General features: G+C 45.9%; 17 protein-coding genes. All 17 read left to right on the top strand.

All coding sequences use genetic code 11. The annotated features are described in order from the left end of the window. Positions 1-14 precede the first annotated feature (14 nt). The 17 genes from JWV37_RS04040 (at position 15) to JWV37_RS04120 (ending at position 20,335) form a co-directional block, all read left to right on the top strand. Entirely contained in the window at positions 15-2,159 is a 2,145-nt protein-coding gene (locus JWV37_RS04040) for a methyl-accepting chemotaxis protein (protein WP_205458494.1), read from the top strand. A gap of 131 nt (positions 2,160-2,290) precedes the next feature. Further along, entirely contained in the window at positions 2,291-4,024 is a 1,734-nt protein-coding gene (locus tag JWV37_RS04045) for an ATP-binding protein (protein WP_205458495.1), read from the top strand. Positions 4,025-4,151: 127 nt separating this feature from the next. Beyond that, entirely contained in the window at positions 4,152-4,541 is a 390-nt protein-coding gene (locus tag JWV37_RS04050) for an NAD(P)H-quinone oxidoreductase subunit 3 (RefSeq protein WP_205458496.1), read from the top strand. Further along, entirely contained in the window at positions 4,523-5,032 is a 510-nt protein-coding gene (locus JWV37_RS04055; protein ID WP_205458497.1) for a NuoB/complex I 20 kDa subunit family protein, read from the top strand. Before JWV37_RS04050 ends, JWV37_RS04055 begins: the two co-directional genes overlap by 19 nt. Continuing rightward, complete coding sequence (locus JWV37_RS04060; protein WP_205458498.1) at positions 5,032-5,826, top strand: NADH-quinone oxidoreductase subunit C; 795 nt, start codon at positions 5,032-5,034, stop codon at positions 5,824-5,826. The genes JWV37_RS04055 and JWV37_RS04060 overlap by 1 nt, the downstream gene beginning before the upstream one ends. 2 nt (positions 5,827-5,828) lie before the next feature. Beyond that, positions 5,829-7,061: an NADH dehydrogenase (quinone) subunit D gene (gene nuoD / locus JWV37_RS04065; protein ID WP_205458499.1), complete on the top strand. Its 1,233-nt coding sequence runs from the start codon at positions 5,829-5,831 to the stop codon at positions 7,059-7,061. An 8-nt stretch (positions 7,062-7,069) separates the two neighbouring features. Further along, a complete protein-coding gene (locus tag JWV37_RS04070) occupies positions 7,070-7,300 on the top strand; it encodes an NADH-ubiquinone oxidoreductase subunit E family protein (protein WP_205458500.1) in 231 nt (76 codons plus the stop codon). Positions 7,301-7,310: 10 nt separating this feature from the next. Continuing rightward, positions 7,311-8,117: a hypothetical protein gene (locus tag JWV37_RS04075; RefSeq protein WP_205458501.1), complete on the top strand. Its 807-nt coding sequence runs from the start codon at positions 7,311-7,313 to the stop codon at positions 8,115-8,117. A gap of 6 nt (positions 8,118-8,123) precedes the next feature. Next, complete coding sequence (locus JWV37_RS04080) at positions 8,124-10,577, top strand: NADH-quinone oxidoreductase subunit G (protein ID WP_205458574.1); 2,454 nt, start codon at positions 8,124-8,126, stop codon at positions 10,575-10,577. Beyond that, positions 10,570-11,565 (top strand): NADH-quinone oxidoreductase subunit NuoH, encoded by a 996-nt coding sequence (gene nuoH / locus JWV37_RS04085; protein WP_240332014.1) that lies wholly within the window; start codon positions 10,570-10,572, stop codon positions 11,563-11,565. Before JWV37_RS04080 ends, nuoH begins: the two co-directional genes overlap by 8 nt. Positions 11,566-11,573: 8 nt before the next feature. After that, the gene (gene nuoI / locus JWV37_RS04090; protein ID WP_205458502.1) at positions 11,574-12,179 is read left to right on the top strand and encodes an NADH-quinone oxidoreductase subunit NuoI; all 606 of its coding nucleotides are present in this window, start codon (positions 11,574-11,576) and stop codon (positions 12,177-12,179) included. 8 nt (positions 12,180-12,187) lie between these two features. Beyond that, positions 12,188-12,736: an NADH-quinone oxidoreductase subunit J gene (locus JWV37_RS04095; RefSeq protein ID WP_205458503.1), complete on the top strand. Its 549-nt coding sequence runs from the start codon at positions 12,188-12,190 to the stop codon at positions 12,734-12,736. Beyond that, positions 12,733-13,035, top strand: coding sequence for an NADH-quinone oxidoreductase subunit NuoK (nuoK, locus tag JWV37_RS04100; protein WP_205458504.1), 303 nt, complete (start codon positions 12,733-12,735; stop codon positions 13,033-13,035). The genes JWV37_RS04095 and nuoK overlap by 4 nt, the downstream gene beginning before the upstream one ends. Positions 13,036-13,038: 3 nt before the next feature. Beyond that, the gene (nuoL, locus tag JWV37_RS04105) at positions 13,039-14,892 is read left to right on the top strand and encodes an NADH-quinone oxidoreductase subunit L (RefSeq protein ID WP_205458505.1); all 1,854 of its coding nucleotides are present in this window, start codon (positions 13,039-13,041) and stop codon (positions 14,890-14,892) included. 11 nt (positions 14,893-14,903) lie between these two features. Beyond that, positions 14,904-16,430 carry an NADH-quinone oxidoreductase subunit M gene (locus tag JWV37_RS04110; RefSeq protein WP_205458506.1) on the top strand — a complete coding sequence of 509 codons (1,527 nt, stop codon included), beginning with the start codon at positions 14,904-14,906 and terminating at the stop codon, positions 16,428-16,430. Then, a complete protein-coding gene (nuoN, locus tag JWV37_RS04115; RefSeq protein WP_205458507.1) occupies positions 16,430-17,911 on the top strand; it encodes an NADH-quinone oxidoreductase subunit NuoN in 1,482 nt (493 codons plus the stop codon). The genes JWV37_RS04110 and nuoN overlap by 1 nt, the downstream gene beginning before the upstream one ends. A gap of 39 nt (positions 17,912-17,950) precedes the next feature. Then, positions 17,951-20,335: a tetratricopeptide repeat protein gene (locus JWV37_RS04120; protein WP_205458508.1), complete on the top strand. Its 2,385-nt coding sequence runs from the start codon at positions 17,951-17,953 to the stop codon at positions 20,333-20,335. Positions 20,336-20,341 lie beyond the last annotated feature (6 nt).

Below are 20,341 nucleotides of genomic sequence, written 5' to 3' on the forward strand. Positions count from 1 at the left end.
TCAAGGAGTCTACTATGGCAAAAACGCGTTCTTTAGCCTCAAAAATCTTCATCCCGTTCTTGCTTGCCGGTGCTTTTGGGTTTGTTGCTTCGGTTATTTCAGGTCAATATTTCGTCAACCAAATGAAAGAAGATGTTTACGCAAAAGAGAGGCAATCTTTGGTAATTCTTTTGCAGGAACAAATAAAAGCAAAAGATGATGTTTGGCTTACCAACGCTATGCAGTTGGCTAAAAACCACGATATTCTCACTGCATTTGGACGTCAAGACCGCGATGCGCTTGGTGACATCGTCGCAAACATTGGCCAACTTTACCGCGACAATACACCTTTTCGTGCGGTGAATGTCCACCTTTTAACCCCTGACCTGCACTCTTATTTTAAATCATGGAACCCAGAGAGTGTTGGCCAAAGCTACGCAAACTCTAAGGTTTACCAAGAGGTCGTAAAAACCAAAAAGCCTGTGGTGGCCTTTGAAGAAGCCGCCAATGGATTGCGGTTTAAGAGCGTTTTTCCACTCATGGACGGCGATCGCTTTTTGGGGTTGTTGGATTTTGATGGAGGGATTAATAACTTTGCAGCCCCTTTAAAAAATGCAGGAATAGAGTTTTTGTATTTTTTGGACAAGTCCCATGCAGGTTTGTTTGCCAATGCTAAAAGAGCCAAAGACAGCCATCCGCTTTCAAGCACCCAGCGCATCGATGAAGCTTTCGCCGCTTATGTTTTTAGCGATGCTTTTAGTTTGCAAGAAGCCATTACAAACCCTTACGTGGTGGATGAACAGTATTTTAGTGTAGCCTTGCCCATTGTTGACGTGGGAGGAAACACGGTAGGGTATGGATTGCTAGCTAAGTCTACACCTCAAGTTCAAGCAGAAATTACAAGCACGGCAACGATTTTGAATTACCAACTCGCTTTCATTGTGGTGTTGTTGGTTCTTGTAGTATTGTTTATGCTCTGGACAATTCATACGACAGTGATTAAGCCCATTAAAAACCTTGATAGCATTGCTAAAGAAATCTCTAAAGGCAGTGCGGACTTGACACGCCGATTGAACTTTCAAAGCAATGATGAAATTGGTGAAGCAGCAGACAGTTTTGATCATTTTTTAGACAAGGTCGAAATCATTGCCAAGGAAGCTAAAGAAGAAGCTAAGCGCGCCAAAGAAGCCACCACACAAGCCCAAAGCAGTTTTCAAAAATCAATGCTCTTTACCTCTTTGGCAAACCGTCTTGTGGGCGGGGTGATTTATGATAGTGAAGATGTACAGCAAAACCTCAATAGCAACATTGAAACCATAAAAAGCATTAATGTGGTCAATGAAAATGCCGAACAAATCATCCACAGTGTTCAAGAGAGCACAGGGGCGATTGTTTCAAACATCAATGACATTGTGCAGATGGTACACGGCGCGCGCACAAGCTCCGAACAACTCAACCAAAACGTGGATGAGATTAGCAGTGTCATGGCGCTCATTAAAGATATTTCTGACCAAACTAACCTTTTGGCTCTTAATGCCGCCATTGAAGCGGCGCGCGCAGGTGAGCACGGGCGCGGGTTTGCTGTGGTGGCTGATGAGGTGCGAAAACTGGCCGAACGCACCCAAAAAGCGACCCAAGAAGTGGAGATGAACATCAATGTCTTGCGCCAAAATTCCAACGCCATGCTGGAAAACAACGAGCGGGTCGAGCACTACACCACCGCCTCTTCCACGCGCCTTGAAACCTTTACACAGACTCTTAACCAGTTGATTGAGACGTCCCGACAAACCAAAGAAGAAAACGAAGCCATTACCCATGAATTGTTTGTCTCTTTGGCTAAAATCGACCACGTGATTTACAAAACAAACGGCTATTTGGCGGTCTTTAAAGACGACAAAGAAAAAGTCATGAGCACCAGCAGCACCTGTCGTTTTGGCAAATGGTACCAAAACGAAGGAAGAGCAACCTTTGGTGAAAATGAAGTGTATGCCACTATCCAAAAGCCTCACGAAGGGGTGCATGAGAACATTGGACGGGTGTTAGAGATTATCAAAAACAACACCACTATTGAAGAAGCCAACACCATCAAAGCTTTGTTTGACGCAGCAGAAAAAGATTCCAAAACCTTATTTTCACTGCTTAACACTATCTTGGCATCCAAGCGCAAAACACGCAACTAAGCCTTACATGTAAAGACTCCCAAGAGGGGGTCTTTACTCCTCTTTTTACATAGTATTTTCCTATATCCAAACACAAGCATCATTTTAGTATCATGTGTATTTGCTATGATTCCGCGTCTGCAAGGAAGTACATGAAGTTTTTAATTGATTTTTTAGAAAATGAAAACATTGAAGCCACGCAGGTTTTTTCACACCTCAAATGCTCCAAAGCCGAAGCGCTAACATTGCGCTACATGACGTCCCAGTATGTGGGCGGCACACTGGACCTTCAAGTGTGTGATGTGCTGATGGAACTTTTTGGTACCAAGGCGTATGCCCATTTGGACCATTTGCCTGTAATGAAGAGCTTGATGGATGCAGGCTGGGTGATTCAAAGCAGCTTTACGGGCCTAAAGATGGGTGAAGTGTCGAGTTTAGAGCTTTTTAACAGCGCTGTGTGCCTAAGCACTACTTTTTTAAAACTCTTGGAAGAGGGGACGCTGGAGATGATTTTGCCTGAAACAACCCCGTATGCCGATCACCTTGAGTACCTCAAAGACCAATTTTTTCGCATCGAACTGTACCAAAAACTGGGCGCAACACGTCAAAATGGCCCAGAATTTTCCCACGGATTTAACCGCCTTCAAACCACTCTTGTGATGCTAGAAGCCAAAATAGCCGAACGCATCAAGGCCACCAAAAACGATATTATCATTGAAGGATTGTTTGAAGAACACGCCCTAGAAGAGAAAGAACAAATCATCTTTTTAGCCCTTTTAAAAGAAGAATACGCAGGGGAGTTTGAAAGCTTGCGTGAGATGAATACACTGATTTCTTTGGTGAGCTATGACGATTATGAAAAAATTAAAAACCGCGCTCTTTTGGAAGATGGTTCCAAACTTGTGGAGAGCGGGTTGATTGATTACGATGAAATGCTCACGGCGTTTGGGGGTGTGGCGCGCAGTTTTTACATTCAAGAAGAGATTTTACAAAAAATCATGCACCCCGATAAAGAGAAAAAAAACAAGAAAATCAAACTCGACATGTTGGTAGAACAACAAGAAATCTTCGAGCTTATCGACCCCAAAACCTCCCTTGATGATGTGGTCATGCACCCTAAAACTAGGGAACTGATGAATACCCTTTTAAAACAAGTAGACCGCACGGTCGTGGCGCGCTTAAAAGAGTGGGGTATCAAGAAAAACAGGCGTGGGATTGACGCGAAAGTGTTGTTGTATGGCCCTCCAGGAACAGGCAAAACCATGACGGCGGTTTCCTTGGCTAAGTCCTTGAAAAAGCGGGTGCTTAGTTTTGATTGTTCCAAGATTCTCTCCAAATACGTGGGCGAGAGCGAGCAAAACGTGCGCAAGATTTTTGACACATACAAAGAGATGTGCATCAAAACCAAAAGCGAGCCGGTATTGCTGCTGAACGAAGCGGACCAGTTTTTGAGTGCGAGAAGTGCCGATGGGGGTTCGGGTGCGGACAAGATGCACAACCAAATGCAAAATATTTTCCTCGAGCAAATTGAGCGTTTTGAAGGCATTTTGATCGCGACAACCAACTTTTTAGAGAGCTTGGACGTGGCTTTTTCACGACGGTTTGATTATAAAATCGCCTTTGAAAAACCCGACTTCAAACAACGTCTGGATTTGTGGCGCAGGGTGCTTCCAGAAAGCGCGGTGTATGAGGCGGATTTTAGCATCGAGACACTGGCACACTACCCTTTGAGCGGCGGGCAAATTGTGGTGGTGCTTAAAAATACAGCGCTCAAAGTTGCCGTGAAAGAAGAGCCAATTTTTACCATGGAGGATTTTATTCAAGCGATTACGAGAGAAACAAGCGGTGCTTTTGGCGAGGGGAAAACCATGGGATTTGCCCAATAAGATAATGCCAAAAGTGTTACATGTAAGGACTATCTAAAAGAACGGGAAAAAAAGAGGACTTTTCAAAGGTTTTCTAAACCATCTTTTTTGTATATTGATTACCTTGTACCTTATTTAAAGGATGTTTATGACGCACATGGACTTTGCACACCCCTATTTTGGGGCGTTTGTGATGTTGGTTTTTGCTACGGTTATCTTTTGTGGCATTGTGTTTTTGGCCCGCACAGTGGGCAATAAATTTGCCAGAAAAGACACAGAAAAATTAAAATTATCCATTTACGAGTGTGGTCCTGAGCCCACCAAGCAACCCAACCGCATCTCCGCTCAGTTTTACACCTTCGCCTTGTTGTTTATCTTGTTTGATATTGAGATTATTTTTATGTTTCCGTGGGCAGTGAACTTTAAAGTTCTTGGATGGTTTGGTTTTGTGGCCATGATTTTCTTTTTGGGATTACTTACCATCGGCTTTTTGTATGAATGGAAAAAAGGAGCGCTTGAATGGCACAGCATCAAGTAGAGTATTTAAACAGTGGCGGGCTTCCCATTGCCCTCACTTCGGTAGATAAATTGGTCCAATGGGGGCGTAGTAACTCCGTGTGGGCACTGAGCTACGGCTTGGCGTGTTGTGCCATTGAAATGATGGCCGCAGGGGGCAGTCGCTATGACTTTGACCGTTTTGGTACTATCTTTCGTGCCAGTCCTAGACACTCGGACGTGATGATTATCGCAGGGACACTCACGAAAAAACACGCCGAATTTACAAGACGTTTGTACGACCAAATGGCAGAGCCCAAGTGGGTCATCAGTATGGGAAGCTGTGCCAACACGGGCGGCATGTTTAACACCTACTCTACGGTTCAAGGAGTAGACCGCATCATTCCTGTGGATATTTACCTTCCCGGATGCGCCCCGCGCCCTGAAACCTTGCAGTACGCCTTAATGTTGTTGCAAAAAAAGATTCGACGGCAAGGGGCTAACCGCAAACAAGCCCTTAAAAGGTTGGTCTAATGCGACGCTATCAAGACAAACACAATGTGCAAAAACAAGCCTACTACACCGACCGTTTTAACGTGCAACCTTCCCTTCCACGCTTTGAAGTAACGGAAGATTCTCCCTTTAACGCTACTCTTTTACATGTAAAGGGCTTGGTGGATGTGTTAGAGGCTTATGTGGAAGCAGGTCAGTTGGTGGTATGGGTAACACCCAAGGCAAACGTGAGTGCGCTGAAAGCTTTTAAAACAGCAGGGTATGAAAACCTTAGTGAAATGAGTGCAGTAGATTTTATCGCCCAAAAGGGCGGTTTTGAAGTGTTTTATCAGCTGCTATCCATGGAAAAACATGAGCGTGCCAGAGTGAAGTGTTTTGTGCCCCAGGGAGAAACCTTGCATAGCGTAACCGAGGTGTACAAAAGTGCCAACTGGTCAGAGCGGGAAATGTACGACATGTTCGGGATTTTACTTGAAAACCATCCTTACATGAAACGGCTGTTGATGCCCGATGATTGGCAAGGGCATCCGCTTCTTAAAACCTACCCTCTCCAGGGGGATGAAGCGGCGCAATGGTACGAAATCGACACCATTTTTGGCAAAGAGTACCGCGAAGTGGTTGGTCCAGAAAACCGTGACCCCGCGCGTGTAGATGCGCGCAATACGGTTGATTTTTCTCGCATTGGTCATGAGGTTGAAGCAGGCGCACCTTACAGTGCGACGCCTACTGCCCAAGAGTACCAAGAAAAAGGCGGCATCGCTGTGGTGAGTAAAATCACTAAAGAGAAAGCAAAGACCTTGAAAGAGAGGCCCTAAATATGGAAAATCAATCCCCCAATAGACTGCGACCCTTTTTTGAAAACATCGCCTTTGAGCGCGAAGACAACCGCATGGTTATCAACATGGGGCCTCAGCACCCTTCTGCCCACGGCCAATTGCGCCTTATTTTGGAGTTGGATGGCGAAATGATTACCAAAGCCGTTCCTTGTGTGGGCTACATGCACCGAGGCATGGAGAAAATGGCTGAAAACATGATTTATAATGAGTTTTTGCCCACCACAGACCGCATGGATTATGTGGCGGCTTCTTCCACTAACTACGGCTTTGCTTTGGCAGTAGAAAAACTTTTAGACATCCAAGCTCCAAGGCGCGCAGAGGTGATTCGTACGATGCTTTTAGAGCTCAATCGCCTTACCTCTCACTTGCTATGGTTGGCAACTCACGCCCTAGACGTAGGGGCGATGACTATCTTTTTGTATGCCTTTCGGGAGCGTGAGTACATCTTGGACCTCATTGAAGATTACTGTGGCGCGCGCCTTACGCATTCGGCTGTTCGCATCGGAGGCGTTCCGCTGGATTTGCCTGAGGGGTGGACAGCAAAATTAGCCGCGTTTTGTGAAAAATTTCCTAGCGATATTGACGATTACGAGGGGCTTTTGACTAAAAATCGCATCTGGAAAATGCGCCTTGAAGGTGTAGGTGTGGTGACACCTGAACAAGCTAAAAGTTGGGGTTGTACAGGGGTGATTTTGCGGGGGTCTGGCGTAGAGTGGGATATTCGAAAAGAAGAACCTTATGCGCTGTACGAAGAGCTAGATTTTGACGTGCCTGTGGCCAAAGAGGGCGACAGTTATGCCCGCTATTTGGTCTACATGGAAGAGATGCGCCAAAGCACACGAATGCTGAAGCAACTCATCCGCCTCTACCAAGAGAGCGAGCCAGGCATTATGGCCCACGCCCCTCGGTACCTTAGCGCTCCTAAAGAGCAAATCATGACCCAAAATTACGCCCTTATGCAACACTTTGTGTTGGTGACACAAGGAATGCGCCCCCCTAAAGGCGAAGTGTATGTGGCAACAGAATCCCCTAAAGGGGAACTTGGTTTTTACATCAATTCTCAGGGCGATCCCTATCCGTATCGTCTCAAAGTGCGCGCACCCAGTTTTTTCCATTGCGCCTTTTATCAAGAATGGATGGTAGGGCTATATTTGGCGGATGTGGTAACCATCCTTGGAAATTCGAACATTATTTTGGGCGAAATCGACCGATAGGAGAGGGAATGCAACGCTATGATTTACGACACTTAAAAGACGATTTTTACCCACGCATGGAGGCGATTTTAGACGAAATAGCGCCCGAAGAGGTGGCCATTTTTATGTTTGAAGTGGGGGATTTTTCACCCGTGCAAAAAAGTGCAGACGTGGTGAAATCTTTGGGGCATGAACTCATGAATTCGTTGAAGTTTAACGAAGTAGATTGGACGATTGTCGTCAAGAAAAAAGTGAGCTAGGATGAAGATAATGAAACTCTCAGAAGCACTGCATCACCTTGGGGTGCCTTTGGAAACGTTTGTGCCTCAGCATGCAGATAAGGTGCTTTTGTTTGGCACGCTTATCGGGCGTGACGATGCCTTTTTGCTTGATAGGGTGATGGACTCAGGACTTCCTTTTGTGGCACTTTCAGCCTTGGAAGACTCGCGGCTTGGACGTTTTTACAAATACGAGGCAGGGACAGAAGAGGGAGTGCTTGGCATTCTCACTAAGGCGCTTTATCAAGGCTCAGATGCTTCTCTTGAGCGGTTTTTTGAAGAACTTGATGAGGGGTATTTGAGTGCTGAATGTAATTTAGGCGAAGAAGAAGCACTTGAGTTGGCCCAAACACTACAAGAAAAGCGTGTTGTGTGTGTGTTGGGCGCAGATTTGGAACACCATTTTCATGCTCCTGCTCTTGCCCAGTGGCTAAAGCTTCTTTCTCATGTTGCGAGAATCTCTTATGTTATGGCAGGACACAATGCTACCCTAGCGCAACCCCTTCCACTTGAGCTACCTCAGGCGCCAGACGTGTTGGAGAGTTTTGATGGGACGGTGACTTATGCGTGCCCTGCGTTAAATAACGAGGAGGCATCACAGCTTTTGGGTTCACGCCAATTTGGAGTTGCTGCGAAAGTTAAAAATGGAGATAGGGTTGAGATACACAATGCCTTGGGGGTGCAGGTGCGGACTTTTTGCATGGATGAAACTATGAAAGGCACAGTGGCCTTGTTGCCCTACGCCCATGTTCCTGAACATTTTCGTTATGCGCACTCTACAATCAAGCAAGTAGGATAGCCAATGATTACAATTACAATTGACCAAATCCCTTGTCAAGCAACAGAAGGGGAGTTTGTTTTAAATGTCGCACGACGCAACCGCATTTTTATTCCTGCGCTGTGTTATATCAGCGGATGTTCGCCCACATTGGCCTGTCGCTTATGCTTGGTGGATGTTGATGGCAAACGTGCGTATGCGTGCAATGCTAAAGCCAAAGAAGGCATGAATGTTATAACAAAAACCGAAGAGATTGAGGCCGAGCGCAAGGCCATCATGCAAGTGTATGACATTAATCATCCTCTTGAATGCGGCGTGTGTGACCAAAGTGGGGAGTGTGAGCTTCAAAACTACACCCTTGAAATGGGCGTAGACCACCAAGCCTTTGCTATTCAAGATACTCACCGCCCTGCCAAAACATGGGGAAAGATTCATTATGATCCTTCTTTGTGTATCGTGTGTGAACGGTGCATCACCGTGTGTAAAGATAAAATCGGAGAAGCGGCCCTTAAGACCGTTCCGCGCGGCGGTGAGCCACTGGATAAAGAGTGGAAAGAAAAAGTCCCCAAAGATGCCTTTGCCATGTGGAATAAACTGCAAAAATCCCTCATCGGACCCACGCAAGGTGAAACCCTTTCGTGTACGTTTTGTGGGGAATGTACGGCCGTGTGTCCTGTGGGAGCGTTGGTGGGAACAGACTTTCAGTACCGCGCAAATGCGTGGGAGCTTACAAGAATCCCTGCGTCTAACCCCCATAGTAGCGATTGTGCGCTGTTGTATTATGAAGTGAGACACAAAAGCATCCAACACCCGCAAGAGACCATTTACCGTGTCACGAATGATATTCATTTTGGCACCTTAAGCGGCGCAGCGCGTTACGGGTATGATTTTGAAAACACGGTGGTGACAAAAGACCAAGAGGCTTTTAAGAGTGTTGTGCATGCCTTGCAAAGTGGAGAACTAAAAACCGTACGGTTTAATAGCTTTATCACCAATGAAGAAGCCTTTATCTTACAAAAACTCAAAGAAAAACTGGGTCTTCGCCTCGTGAATCCCGATGCCAAAGCGTACCAAGATTTTTTAGCAGGATTTGCAAGTGCGAGCGGAAAAAGCCTTTATGGTGCCACCCTTGAAACCCTCGCCCAGAGTGATTTTATCGTTTCTGTGGGAACGGCCCTTAAAACCGACGCGCCCAACGCGGGTTATGCGCTAAATAATGCCCTGACGATGAATAAAGGCGCTGGCATTTATTTCCACCCTGTGCCTGACGTGGTAGTTTCAGGGTATTCCAAAAATATGTTAAGCGTGACCCATAAGGTCGGAAGCGAAGAAGCCGTACTGATGTGGTTGCTTGGCCGTTTTGGAAGAGAGATGCCTGCCTCCATAGCAAATATGCTGGAGGGCTTTTTAGTCAAGGGCACCAAAGAAGTGAGTGAGGTTGTCAAGGAAGTTGTCACAGAAACGGTGGTTGATGAGGCAACGGGCGAGAGTAAAGAGGTTGAAAAGAGTGTTACTAAGACCGTGACAAAGACCGTAGAAGTAACACAAAACACCTTATGGGAAACCATGGGGGTAGAAGATTTGGATGAGAGTATCCAAAAGCTTTTAGAGAAAAAAGAACGCTTTAGCCTGATTGCAGGGGAAGACCTTTATGCCCACCCGCGCGCCAAAGAACTGAGCAAACTCTTGGGGCTTATCGCGAGGTATACCCCTTTTGAGGTGATGCTCATCCCTTCACAAACCAATACGTTAGGCGTCGCTTTGTTGTGTGAACTAGACGAAGTCAAAGAAGGCAAAGTGCTTGGCTATAACGAAAAAGGCGACATAGTACTCAGTGCTCTAGGCAAAGGAACCTTAGACATGCCTGCCCTTAACCAACAAGAAGGCACGTTTACCAACATGGACAAGCGCGTTGTGCCCACTAATGTTGCCCTTCCTTATCATGGGTATTGCCTCAATGATGTGGCCAGTGCTCTTGGGATTCAAGCGGCGTTAACGGTAGATTATACCGAGCAATTGCCCCAAGATAAAGGGTACGAAGCAAGACCTTTTGACACGCTGCCCAATTGTTTTGCCAATGATGGCACACAGCTTCGGGGGTATTGTTTACATGTAAGCGAATGCACGCCTAAAGAGGAGCTTTCCCCTTTACATGTAAGCGCGCTTGATGAGAGTTTGGTGTACCGTGCGAACCCTGTGCACCAGTTTAGTCCCTTTACTAACAAAGCCCACCAACTGAACGAAGCAGGAGCCTTGTATGTCTCTTTGGCGTTTTTAGAAGCCAAGGGGTGGAAAGACGGGCAAATGGTAAAACTAACAAATAAAGAGGGACACACGTTAGTAGTGGCAATGAAAGCCGACCCTTTATGGGAGGGTATGATTCCTTATCTGCCCACCTTTGACACCAAGCTTGAAACGGCACCGTTTTTTACAGGATACCGTTTTGCGCAGGTAACGTTTGAAGGAGTGAGCCATGAGTAGCGAGATGGCCTATGTGATTGAAACCCTCGTAAAAGCCCTTGTGATTATTGCACTGTTTTCGGCGTTGGCGGGGTTTGCAACGTACGTGGAGCGAAAGATTTTGGCCTTTATGCAACGCCGCTTGGGACCAATGATGGTGGGGCCTTATGGTGTGTTGCAATTGGTTGCAGACATGATTAAACTCTTTACCAAAGAGGATGTGGTGCCTAAAAATGTGGTCAAGCCTATCTTTCTCATCGCACCTCTTATTGCGGCAATTTCAGCGATGACAGCCTTGGCTGCTGTGCCATTATTTCCTGAGTTTACCCTCTTTGGGCATACGGTGCGCCCCATTTTGGCAGATGTGGGCGTGGGTGTGTTGTTTGTCATGGGGGTGGCTTCGGTGAGCATGTACGCGCCCTTACTAGCAGGGATGAGTAGCTCTAATAAATGGGGATTGCTAGCTTCCGCAAGAGCGGTGGTGCAACTGCTCTCTTTTGAAGTGGTTTCAGGGTTTGCCCTTTTAGCACCGATTATGATTATTGGGTCGTTGTCGCTCATTGATATTAACAACTACCAAATTGGCGGGGTTGCGGAGTGGATTATTTGGAAACAACCTTTGGCCTTTGTCCTCTTTGTCATCGCCATTTTTGCGGAGACTAACCGTACGCCTTTTGACCTTTTGGAGCACGAAACAGAAATTACCGCAGGATATGGCACGGAGTATTCGGGGATGCGTTGGGGGATGTTCTTCATTGGAGAATACGCCAACATGTTCACCGCCTCTTTTTTGGTTTCGTTGATTTTCCTCGGTGGGTTTAACCCCATGTGGTTTATTCCTGGTGCTTTGGCGATTATCTTAAAAGTCTGTTTTTTGATTTTCTTTTTTATGTGGGTGCGGGCCGCGTGGCCCCATATTCGCCCCGATCAGCTCATGTGGTTGTGTTGGAAAGTGCTCATGCCTTTAGCACTTCTTAACATCCTTATCACGGGCATTGTGCTACTTTAGGAGGGATTATGAAACCATTAGACACGCGAAACAGCCCTTACATGTACGTCCACGAAGAAGTGCACCCCGTTACACCGTGGGAGCAGTTTAAGCAAGTGGTTGCCCGCACTTTTAAGGGCGAGCTTTTTGTGGGACTTTGGATTGTATTTCGAGAAATGATTAAAAAAGACAGTTGTGCAACCATCCAATATCCTCTTGAAAAAATTGCCATGAGTCCGCGTTATCGCGCGATTCATAAGCTCTTGGTGTTGGTAGAAAGTGGGAATGAGCGTTGCATTGGTTGTGGGCTATGTGAAAAAATCTGCATCGCTAACTGCATTCGCATGGACACTAAACTAGGCGAAGACGGCCGCAAAAAAGTAAGCGAGTACACCATCAACTTTGGGCGATGTATCTTTTGTGGGTATTGTGCTGAGGTGTGTCCAGAGCTTGCTATTGTGCATGGGGGAGAGTATGAAAATGCCAGCGAACAGCGGGCCCATTTTGCACTCAAAGAAGACATGCTAACACCGTTAGAAACATTTCGAGCAAACAAACAACGTGAATACGATGGCTTTGGGGCGCTTTCAAAAGAAGCAGACCAGTGGGTCACAAAAACGCCGTTGGCATATTAGGGGTTACGATGTATGAAGCAATAGCCTTTTACTTTTTTTCGGCACTAACACTGGGGATGTTTAGCGTCACCGTGTTGAGCAAAAATGCGCTGTACTCCATGAGTGCATTGGCGGGTGGGATGATTTTTATCTCAGGATTCTTTTTTCTCCTAGATGCGGAGTTTTTGGGCGTAGTGCAAATTATCGTTTATTCAGGAGCGGTAATGGCCTTGTACGCCTTTGGGATGATGTTTTTTGACACCACCCAAGAAGTGCGCGAAAAGACCGAATGTAAAAAAACTCTCTATACTCTTTCGTTGTTTAGCGCTGTTTTGATTGTGCTGATTGTGGCCGCTCCTATTATGGGCGCAAACATTGAAGCCACCTATCCTATGAGCGCAGAACTTGGAAACGTCCAAACCATTGGCTTGGTACTCTTTACCAAATACCTTGTTCCTTTTGAACTCGCGGCGGTGATGTTGCTTGTGGCGATGATTTCGGGGATTATCTTGGTGAGCAAGCGACTAGATCACAGCATCACACTCCACGACGAAGACCCAAAAGAGGAGGCATTATGATTACCCTAACACACTACCTTGTGGTGGCAGGCGCGATGTTTGCCATTGGTTTGGTGGGGATTATGCGGCGCAAAAACCTCTTGATGCTCTTCTTTTCCACGGAAATTCTTTTAAATGCGGCCAATGTTGGCTTTGCTGCCGTGTCAAAGTTTTACGGAGATATCACAGGGCAAATCTTTGCCTTTTTTATCATTGCAGTGGCCGCGAGTGAAGTAGCGGTGGGATTGGGACTGTTGGTCTTATGGTACAAGCGCACGGGCAGTATTGACCTTGATAGCTTGCAGATTATGAAAGGATAGCCTATGGAACAACTACTTTACACTGCACTGTTTGCTCCGCTGGTGGGTTCTTTGTTTGCAGCACTTTTCGGCGCACGTCCTAAGATGCTTTTAACCGGCATTGTCACCTCGTTGCTCTTAGCGGTTTCCATGGTAGCTTCGTTGGTCTTACTCTCCCACGTGGACGCTTCTACCCGTGTACATGTAACGCTTTTTGATTGGATAAGCGCGGGAAGCTTTAGCGTGCCTTTTGGGTTTGTGGTAGACCAAGTGTCTGTCATCATGATGGTCACCGTTACGGTGGTCTCCACTGCGGTGCATGTGTACTCCATCGGTTATATGGACCACGACAAAGGATTTAACCGCTACTTTTCTTACCTTTCACTCTTTGTATTTTCCATGATGATTTTAATCATGAGCGACAACTTTGTGGGCTTGTTCATCGGCTGGGAGGGAGTAGGTCTGTGTTCATGGTTGTTGATCGGCTTTTGGTACCACAAGCATTCCGCTTCGTGGGCGGCTAATGAAGCCTTTATTATGAACCGCATTGCCGATCTTGGCATGCTGATGGGGCTTTTTCTCATCTACTGGCAGGTGGGAAGCTTGCAGTATGATGCCGTATTTGAACGCATCGAATTTGTAGCCCCTTCAGTGGTAGCACTCATTGGCATCTTGCTATTTATCGGCGCAATGGGAAAATCGGCCCAATTTCCCCTGCACACCTGGCTAGCGGATGCCATGGAAGGCCCCACGCCAGTTTCTGCGCTCATTCATGCTGCGACGATGGTTACCGCGGGGGTGTATTTGGTCATCCGCGCCCACCCGATTTATGAAATCATCCCACAAGTTGGGTTTTTCATCGCTTCATTGGGAGCGTTTGTGGCAGTCTTTGCCGCGACGATGGCGCTGGTGAACAATGACCTCAAACGCATCATCGCTTACTCAACCTTGTCGCAACTAGGCTACATGTTTGTGGCTGCAGGACTTGGGGCGTATTGGATTGCGTTGTTTCACCTCATGACCCATGCGTTTTTTAAATCCCTTTTGTTTTTGGGAGCAGGTAACGTGATGCACGCGATGAACAATGAACTCAACATCAAAAAAATGGGTGGCTTGTATGAGAGCATGAAGGTTACGGCTATTTTGATGGTTTTAGCTTCTATTGCTCTGGCAGGGATTTATCCCTTTGCGGGCTTTTTCTCGAAAGATAAAATCCTCGAAGTCGCCTTTAACGAAGGGGCGTATGTGTTGTGGTTTGCGTTATTTATCGGGGCGGGACTTACGGCATTTTACAGCTTCCGTTTGGTAATGCTTGTCTTTTTTGGCAAAAAAGAGCATGAAAAAAATGGTGTTCACCCTCATGAAGCCTACACCTATGTGCTCATGGCGATGGCCCCTCTTGGTGTGTTGGCAGTCATTGCAGGATTTTTTGAAAAAGGCTTTCACCGTTTTGTGACGACGTTGTTACCTGAATATTCCATGCACATTCCCCATTCAACGGCGTATTTGCTCATTGGTGGAACCTTGCTCATAGCCCTTAGTGGCATTGGGTTTGCGGTTTACATGTATGGCAAAAAAGGCGGGTTTCCTGTGTGGATGGAAGAGCACTTTTGTTATAAATTGCTCTCTAACCAATACTACATTCCGCAGTTGTATAAAGAGGGCATCATGAAGCCTTTTACCACCCTTTCTGCCTTTATGTGGAAAAGCGTGGATCAAAAGCTTGTAGACAAAACGGTGGATGTGATTGCGAGCGGATTGGTGCGCCTTGGAAAAGGTGCTAATGGCATGCAAACGGGCAATCTTTCAACGATGCTACGTTGGATGGTTGTGGGCTTGGTGACCTTGTTAGTCTTAGCCGTTTTCTATCGACCTTAAGGAGCCGCTTGATGGATCATATACTTTCACTTATTATCTTTTTTCCAGCCTTTGCGGGGTTGCTTGGGTTCGTGGTGCATAAAGAAAGCGCCAAGGCGTACGCCATCAGTGTGGCCGCCATTGAATTGTGTTTAACGCTGTGGCTGTGGGTTGGGTTTGACAATACCAACGCGGGCTTTCAGTTTGTGGAATACGCGCCGCTCATCGCCCAGTTTGGGGTGAGTTATTACCTTGGCGTAGATGGCATTTCTCTCTTTTTGGTCATCCTAAGTGCCTTCATGACCCTCATTGCACTCATCGGGCTTAGCGTTAAAGAAGACGTTAAAAACCTCGTGATTTCCGTGCTCTTTTTGGAAATGACCATGGTGGGTGTGTTTTTAAGCCTTGATGTCATCTTATTTTACGTCTTTTGGGAAATGTCTCTCTTGCCGATGCTTTACATCATTGGGGCGTGGGGCTCGGGAGAGCGTATTTATGCTGCGGTAAAATTTTTCCTCTACACCTTTTTTGGGTCTGTGTTTATGCTTGTGGGTATCTTGTTTATGGCCTATTTGTATTTTCAAACCACGGGCGTGTGGAGTTTTGCGCTTCCTGATTGGCATTTGCTCCAAGTGCCTTATGACTTCCAGCTGTGGCTTTTTGGCGCCTTTTTCTTGGGCTTTGCTATCAAGGTGCCCATGGTGCCTTTCCACACGTGGCTTCCCTATGCCCACGGCCAAGCACCGACCATTGGTTCGGTGATTTTAGCCGCCGTGCTTTTAAAGATGGGAACCTATGGCTTTGTGCGTTTTTCCCTTCCGTTGTTTCCTGATGCGGCGGTGACCTTTATGATTCCCATTGCTATTGTGGCCATTGTGATGGTCATTTACGCGGCGATGATTGCGTATGCGCAAGAAGACATGAAGCAAGTCATTGCCTACAGCTCCATCTCTCACATGGGGATTATCGTGCTAGGCACCTTTGCGCTAAATGCTGAGGGGATTACAGGGTCAATTTTCTTGATGATTTCCCATGGGATTGTGAGTGGCGCGCTGTTTATGCTCGTGGGCGTGATTTACGAACGGCGCCACACGAAAAAAATGAGCGAGTTTGGAGGCCTGGCTTCGGTGATGCCTGGCTTTGCCACCGTCTTTGGCATCATGCTCATGGGTTCGGTGGGCTTGCCGCTTACCATCGGGTTTGTCGGTGAGTTTTTAGCCTTAATGGGCTTTTTCAAGGTGAGCATGGTCCTAACTGCTTTGGCAGGTACGGGCATCATTCTAGGTGCCATTTACATGCTAACACTATACAAACGCTCTTTCTTTGGAGTAATCACCAACGAGGCTAACCGTGGGCTTTCTGATCTAAACAGTAGAGAACTAACTGCCTTGGTGCCCCTAGTGGCCCTAGTGGTGCTTTTAGGGGTTTACCCCAAGCCTATTTTAGGGCCAGTGGATGCAAGTGTAAAGAAAATGATTTCACTCATGGAACAAAAAGCAGAACGCCAAGAGACCAAGTTGCTGCTTAAAGATGTAAATACCGTAGGGGAGGTGCGCTAATGCCTATTTCCATTGACCTCGCAACGCTCAATATGGCAACGGTGATGCCAACTTTAATCTTGGTAATTGGTGCCCTTGCGATTTTGTGTATCGACTTGTTTAAGCGCGACCTCTCGCGCAGTTTTTATACCATGATTGCTGTGTTGGTGATGTTGCTTTCTATTGGAGCAACCTTGGGACTTAGCGGTTCGGAGCGTGGCTTTTTCGACATGATGCTCATGGATGGCATTGCCGTAATTTCAGGGTTGATTATTTTGGTAACCTCGGTGCTATTTGTCCCTTTAGCCTTGAGTTCTAAACGTTTTCACGAGTTTACTATGCCTGAATTTTTTGCCCTCTTTTTGTTTATGGTGGCAGGATTTTTATTCATGGTTTCAAGCGACAATTTGATTTTGATTTTTATTGGTCTTGAGACAGCATCGTTAGCTTTGTATACGATGATAGCCATGCACAACCGCCTCAAAGCTATTGAAGCAGCCATCAAATACTTTACCATGGGCGCACTAGCGGCTGGGTTTTACGCTTTTTCCGCCCTGCTGTTTTATGCGCTCACAGGAAGTGTAGAGATTGGCGTGATTGTCAATGTTCTCTACGAGCGCGGTTTTGACCCCATGATAGGCGTGCTTGGGGCCACGGTGTTTATGTTGGCGGCCCTTGGGTTTAAACTTTCCATTATTCCCTTTCACACGTGGACACCCGATGTGTACGAGGGTTCAAGCGCGGCGTTAGCAGGGTATATGTCTATTGTGCCTAAGATTGCAGGTTTTGTCGTGGCGATGCGTTTGTTTGAAATGTTAGCCCAATCAGGAGTGGTGTGGCTTGAAGATGTGCTTTTTGTGGCCGTTGTGCTCACTATGACTCTGGCAAACTTAATGGCGTTAGTGCAAACCGATGTCAAACGCATGTTAGCCTTTAGCTCCATTTCCCACGCAGGTTTTGTGCTTGCGGCCATTTTGATTGGCACCACGCAAGCGAATGTGGGCTTCTTTTTGTACTGGATGATGTTTTTGTTTACCAACCTTGGGGCGTTTTCTATGCTTTGGATTGCGCGCAATAAACAAAACCTGTGGGATGCGAGGTACCAACACCCCTTTACGAAGTTTTCAGGGATGGTCAAAGTGAGTCCGATGGCAGCTACCATTATGGGTGTATTTATGTTCTCCCTTGCTGGTATTCCGCCTTTTTCTATCTTTTGGGGTAAGCTCTTTTTGATGAGTGCCGCCGTGAACGCGGGGTACATTGGGTTGGCTGTTATTATGGCGATTAACAGCGCTATTGCGGTTTATTATTACATGAAGTTGGTAGTGTTTATGTTCTTAAAAGACCCTATTGCCAAAGATGGTAGTGTTTATGCAATTAATGCTTCTACGCCACTAAAAAGCATTATTGGGTTTGCTCTTGTGATGACTTTGTGTGCTGTACTGTTTGTGGATTCACTCATCGGGTTTATTGCAGAGTATGTCATCGCGAGCGGTTTTTAACCGTTTTTGTTTTCATGGGCATGTGCTATAATGGTGCCCATGAAACACCTTCTAATTTTCCTTATTTTTTTTTCATCACTTCATGCGGTGACACTTGTACTTAACAGTGCGCAAGAGAACAATCGCCCCTATGCTATTTTACATGTAATGAATGATACGCCTATTGAATGTTTTGTCACAGACCTTCCTTTGGGCCAAAAAAAATACACCTGCCAGTTTGATAAAATTTTAACTAACCGCATTACTTCTCAAAAAACTCCCTTAGTACAAATCGATTTTGTAGAAAATGAAGAGAGTTTTGAAATTGTTATTACTCCAACATTTGATTCGCAAATGCGAAACATGGACGTGGTGCTTCATGAGAGCATTGAAGTGCCTCTTACGCCAACGTCTCTAGCGAAGCATTGGGCTATTCTTATTTACCAAGAACACCCTTTTTCGAACTTAACACAGGAGGAGGGCATTAATTTTCCTGTAACATATCCAAAGTTTCAACGGCCAAGTGTAGGTGCACTTGATTTAAACGGTGCACCCATTGGGTATGTACGAAGTAGGGATATTAATGCGTACTTGGATGTAAAGCGCGATTATGAGGCGGGGCGTTTTGAAAACGTCATAGAACAAGCCCAAGAAGCCATGATGCTTTATCCTCAAACTATTTTTAAAAGTGAATTTGCTTTATATAAAATTCGCGCTATGGATTATTTGTTAGATGCTGAGGATGCGGGTTCGCTCTTGGCGCTTGACCGTAATGATGTTATTCAAGAAGGAAAGGCGTGGATGAAAAACTTTTCATCCGATGAAAATATGGCAGAAGCACTGATGTTAGTAGCTAAAAATTACCTCAAAATGGGCTTTTCAAGTGACGCTAATTATTTTTTAGACATTTTGATTACAGAGTATCCCGAAAGCCGTTTTACAAAATGGGCCATTTTGCTCTATGCCGATACCCTTTATAATGGCACCAAGCGCGCCGAAGCGCTAAGATTATATAATGATGTGTTATACACTGCTAAAGATTTAGATATGGCATCAGAAGCTGCCATTCGCTTGGCGCAAAACAGTATTGATTTGGGTAAGGTTAATGAAGCCAAAGAGTACCTTGTAAAAATCCTAAACGCCAACGCAGAATTTTTATTAAAAGATGAAGAAAATGCTTATGCTTTGGCGGAAAAATTAGCACTCAATCGCCTTCCTGGTATTGCAGCACAAATTTCAGAATCTCTCCTTGCCAACAAGACACGCACCCATCCTCTTTACGAAGTGCTTTTAAAAGACACGGGATTGTGGTATGCAGAATCAGGAGAAGTGACCAAGGGGCATTTGTATCTTACGCGGTACCAAAGTCAATTTTCTGAAGGAGAGTTTGGCGGGCAAGTTCAAGAAGGATTAGATCGCCTCTTTTTTGAACTTGCCGAAACAAACACGACAAAACTAACGCAATACTATGAAACCCTCATGGCGCGCTACGATAACGAAATTTCTCAAAAAGCATTGGTTGAAAAAGCAAAACTTTTTCACCAAGAGGCGCGCTATGCCCAAGTGTTAGCCCTTGATGACGCGTTGCGCGCTGTTGCGGAACCAAGCTTGGCGACGGAAGCTAACCAAATACTAACCTTGGCTGCCTTTGATCAGGCAACAGTGTTGTTGGAGGAAGACCAATGCCAAGGGGCCGTGTTGTTGGTTGAGCGGTATGGTGTGGGCGAGGAGCTAGCAAATAGAGAAAAGCTCTTTGAATGTTTAATGCGTCTTTCTCGTTTTGACGCAGCAGCAGCAGAGGCAAAAACCCACACGCTAGTACGGGATTTACGTGAACGTCTGGCGTGGATGATACGCCTTAATAAAGCTTTGTTTGAAGCGGGAAAATGGGCTGATGTGGTGGGAATGAGCGATGATATTATGGAACTTGGTGTTTTAGTAAAAGTACCAAAAGCAAATGAAGTATTGTACGAAAAGTTTTTTGCCCTGACGCGTCTTGGGGAGCATGAGCGCGCACTGGGTGTGGCCCAAGAGATTATGCGAACCCTTTCAGAGGTTTATAAAAGTGTGGAAGTGTACAGGGAAGTGATGCGGTATGCAAAAACACAAGGTAACGACTTGTTGCTAGAATTATATGCCAAAGAAGCCCTTGCTCTGCAGGAGCGTTCCGAACTCTTTTTGTTTACTCCTGAACTTGAATACGAAACCATTCAAGTTCTTCAGCGCTTAGAAAAACCAGAGGAAGCCCTTGAGGTAGCAGTTGCTTTAATTTCGCGCGTTCAATCTCCTAGCGAGAGAATTCGTGCGCAATATTATGCAGGAGAGATAAGTTCAAAACTCGGAAAAATTCAAGAGGCAAAGGCGTATTTTAGTCAATGTGCCGATGCTTCAGAAGAGAGCTCTTGGAAGAGTGTGTGCCAACAGCATTTGGAACTCATTCCTTAGGAAAAT

It is taken from the genome of Sulfurospirillum tamanense (genome assembly GCF_016937535.1).
Taxonomy (GTDB): Bacteria; Campylobacterota; Campylobacteria; order Campylobacterales; family Campylobacteraceae; genus Sulfurospirillum_B; species Sulfurospirillum_B tamanense.

Excerpts from the sequence above, each read along its gene's own strand:
- JWV37_RS04040 (WP_205458494.1), top strand. The coding sequence starts at position 15 with ATGGCAAAAACGCGTTCTTTAGCCTCAAAAATCTTCATCCCGTTCTTG.
- JWV37_RS04045 (WP_205458495.1), top strand. The coding sequence starts at position 2,291 with ATGAAGTTTTTAATTGATTTTTTAGAAAATGAAAACATTGAAGCCACG.
- JWV37_RS04050 (WP_205458496.1), top strand. The coding sequence starts at position 4,152 with ATGACGCACATGGACTTTGCACACCCCTATTTTGGGGCGTTTGTGATG.
- JWV37_RS04055 (WP_205458497.1), top strand. The coding sequence starts at position 4,523 with ATGGCACAGCATCAAGTAGAGTATTTAAACAGTGGCGGGCTTCCCATT.
- JWV37_RS04060 (WP_205458498.1), top strand. The coding sequence starts at position 5,032 with ATGCGACGCTATCAAGACAAACACAATGTGCAAAAACAAGCCTACTAC.
- nuoD (WP_205458499.1), top strand. The coding sequence starts at position 5,829 with ATGGAAAATCAATCCCCCAATAGACTGCGACCCTTTTTTGAAAACATC.
- JWV37_RS04070 (WP_205458500.1), top strand. The coding sequence starts at position 7,070 with ATGCAACGCTATGATTTACGACACTTAAAAGACGATTTTTACCCACGC.
- JWV37_RS04075 (WP_205458501.1), top strand. The coding sequence starts at position 7,311 with ATGAAACTCTCAGAAGCACTGCATCACCTTGGGGTGCCTTTGGAAACG.
- nuoH (WP_240332014.1), top strand. The coding sequence starts at position 10,570 with ATGAGTAGCGAGATGGCCTATGTGATTGAAACCCTCGTAAAAGCCCTT.
- nuoI (WP_205458502.1), top strand. The coding sequence starts at position 11,574 with ATGAAACCATTAGACACGCGAAACAGCCCTTACATGTACGTCCACGAA.
- JWV37_RS04095 (WP_205458503.1), top strand. The coding sequence starts at position 12,188 with ATGTATGAAGCAATAGCCTTTTACTTTTTTTCGGCACTAACACTGGGG.
- nuoK (WP_205458504.1), top strand. The coding sequence starts at position 12,733 with ATGATTACCCTAACACACTACCTTGTGGTGGCAGGCGCGATGTTTGCC.
- nuoL (WP_205458505.1), top strand. The coding sequence starts at position 13,039 with ATGGAACAACTACTTTACACTGCACTGTTTGCTCCGCTGGTGGGTTCT.
- JWV37_RS04110 (WP_205458506.1), top strand. The coding sequence starts at position 14,904 with ATGGATCATATACTTTCACTTATTATCTTTTTTCCAGCCTTTGCGGGG.
- nuoN (WP_205458507.1), top strand. The coding sequence starts at position 16,430 with ATGCCTATTTCCATTGACCTCGCAACGCTCAATATGGCAACGGTGATG.
- JWV37_RS04120 (WP_205458508.1), top strand. The coding sequence starts at position 17,951 with ATGAAACACCTTCTAATTTTCCTTATTTTTTTTTCATCACTTCATGCG.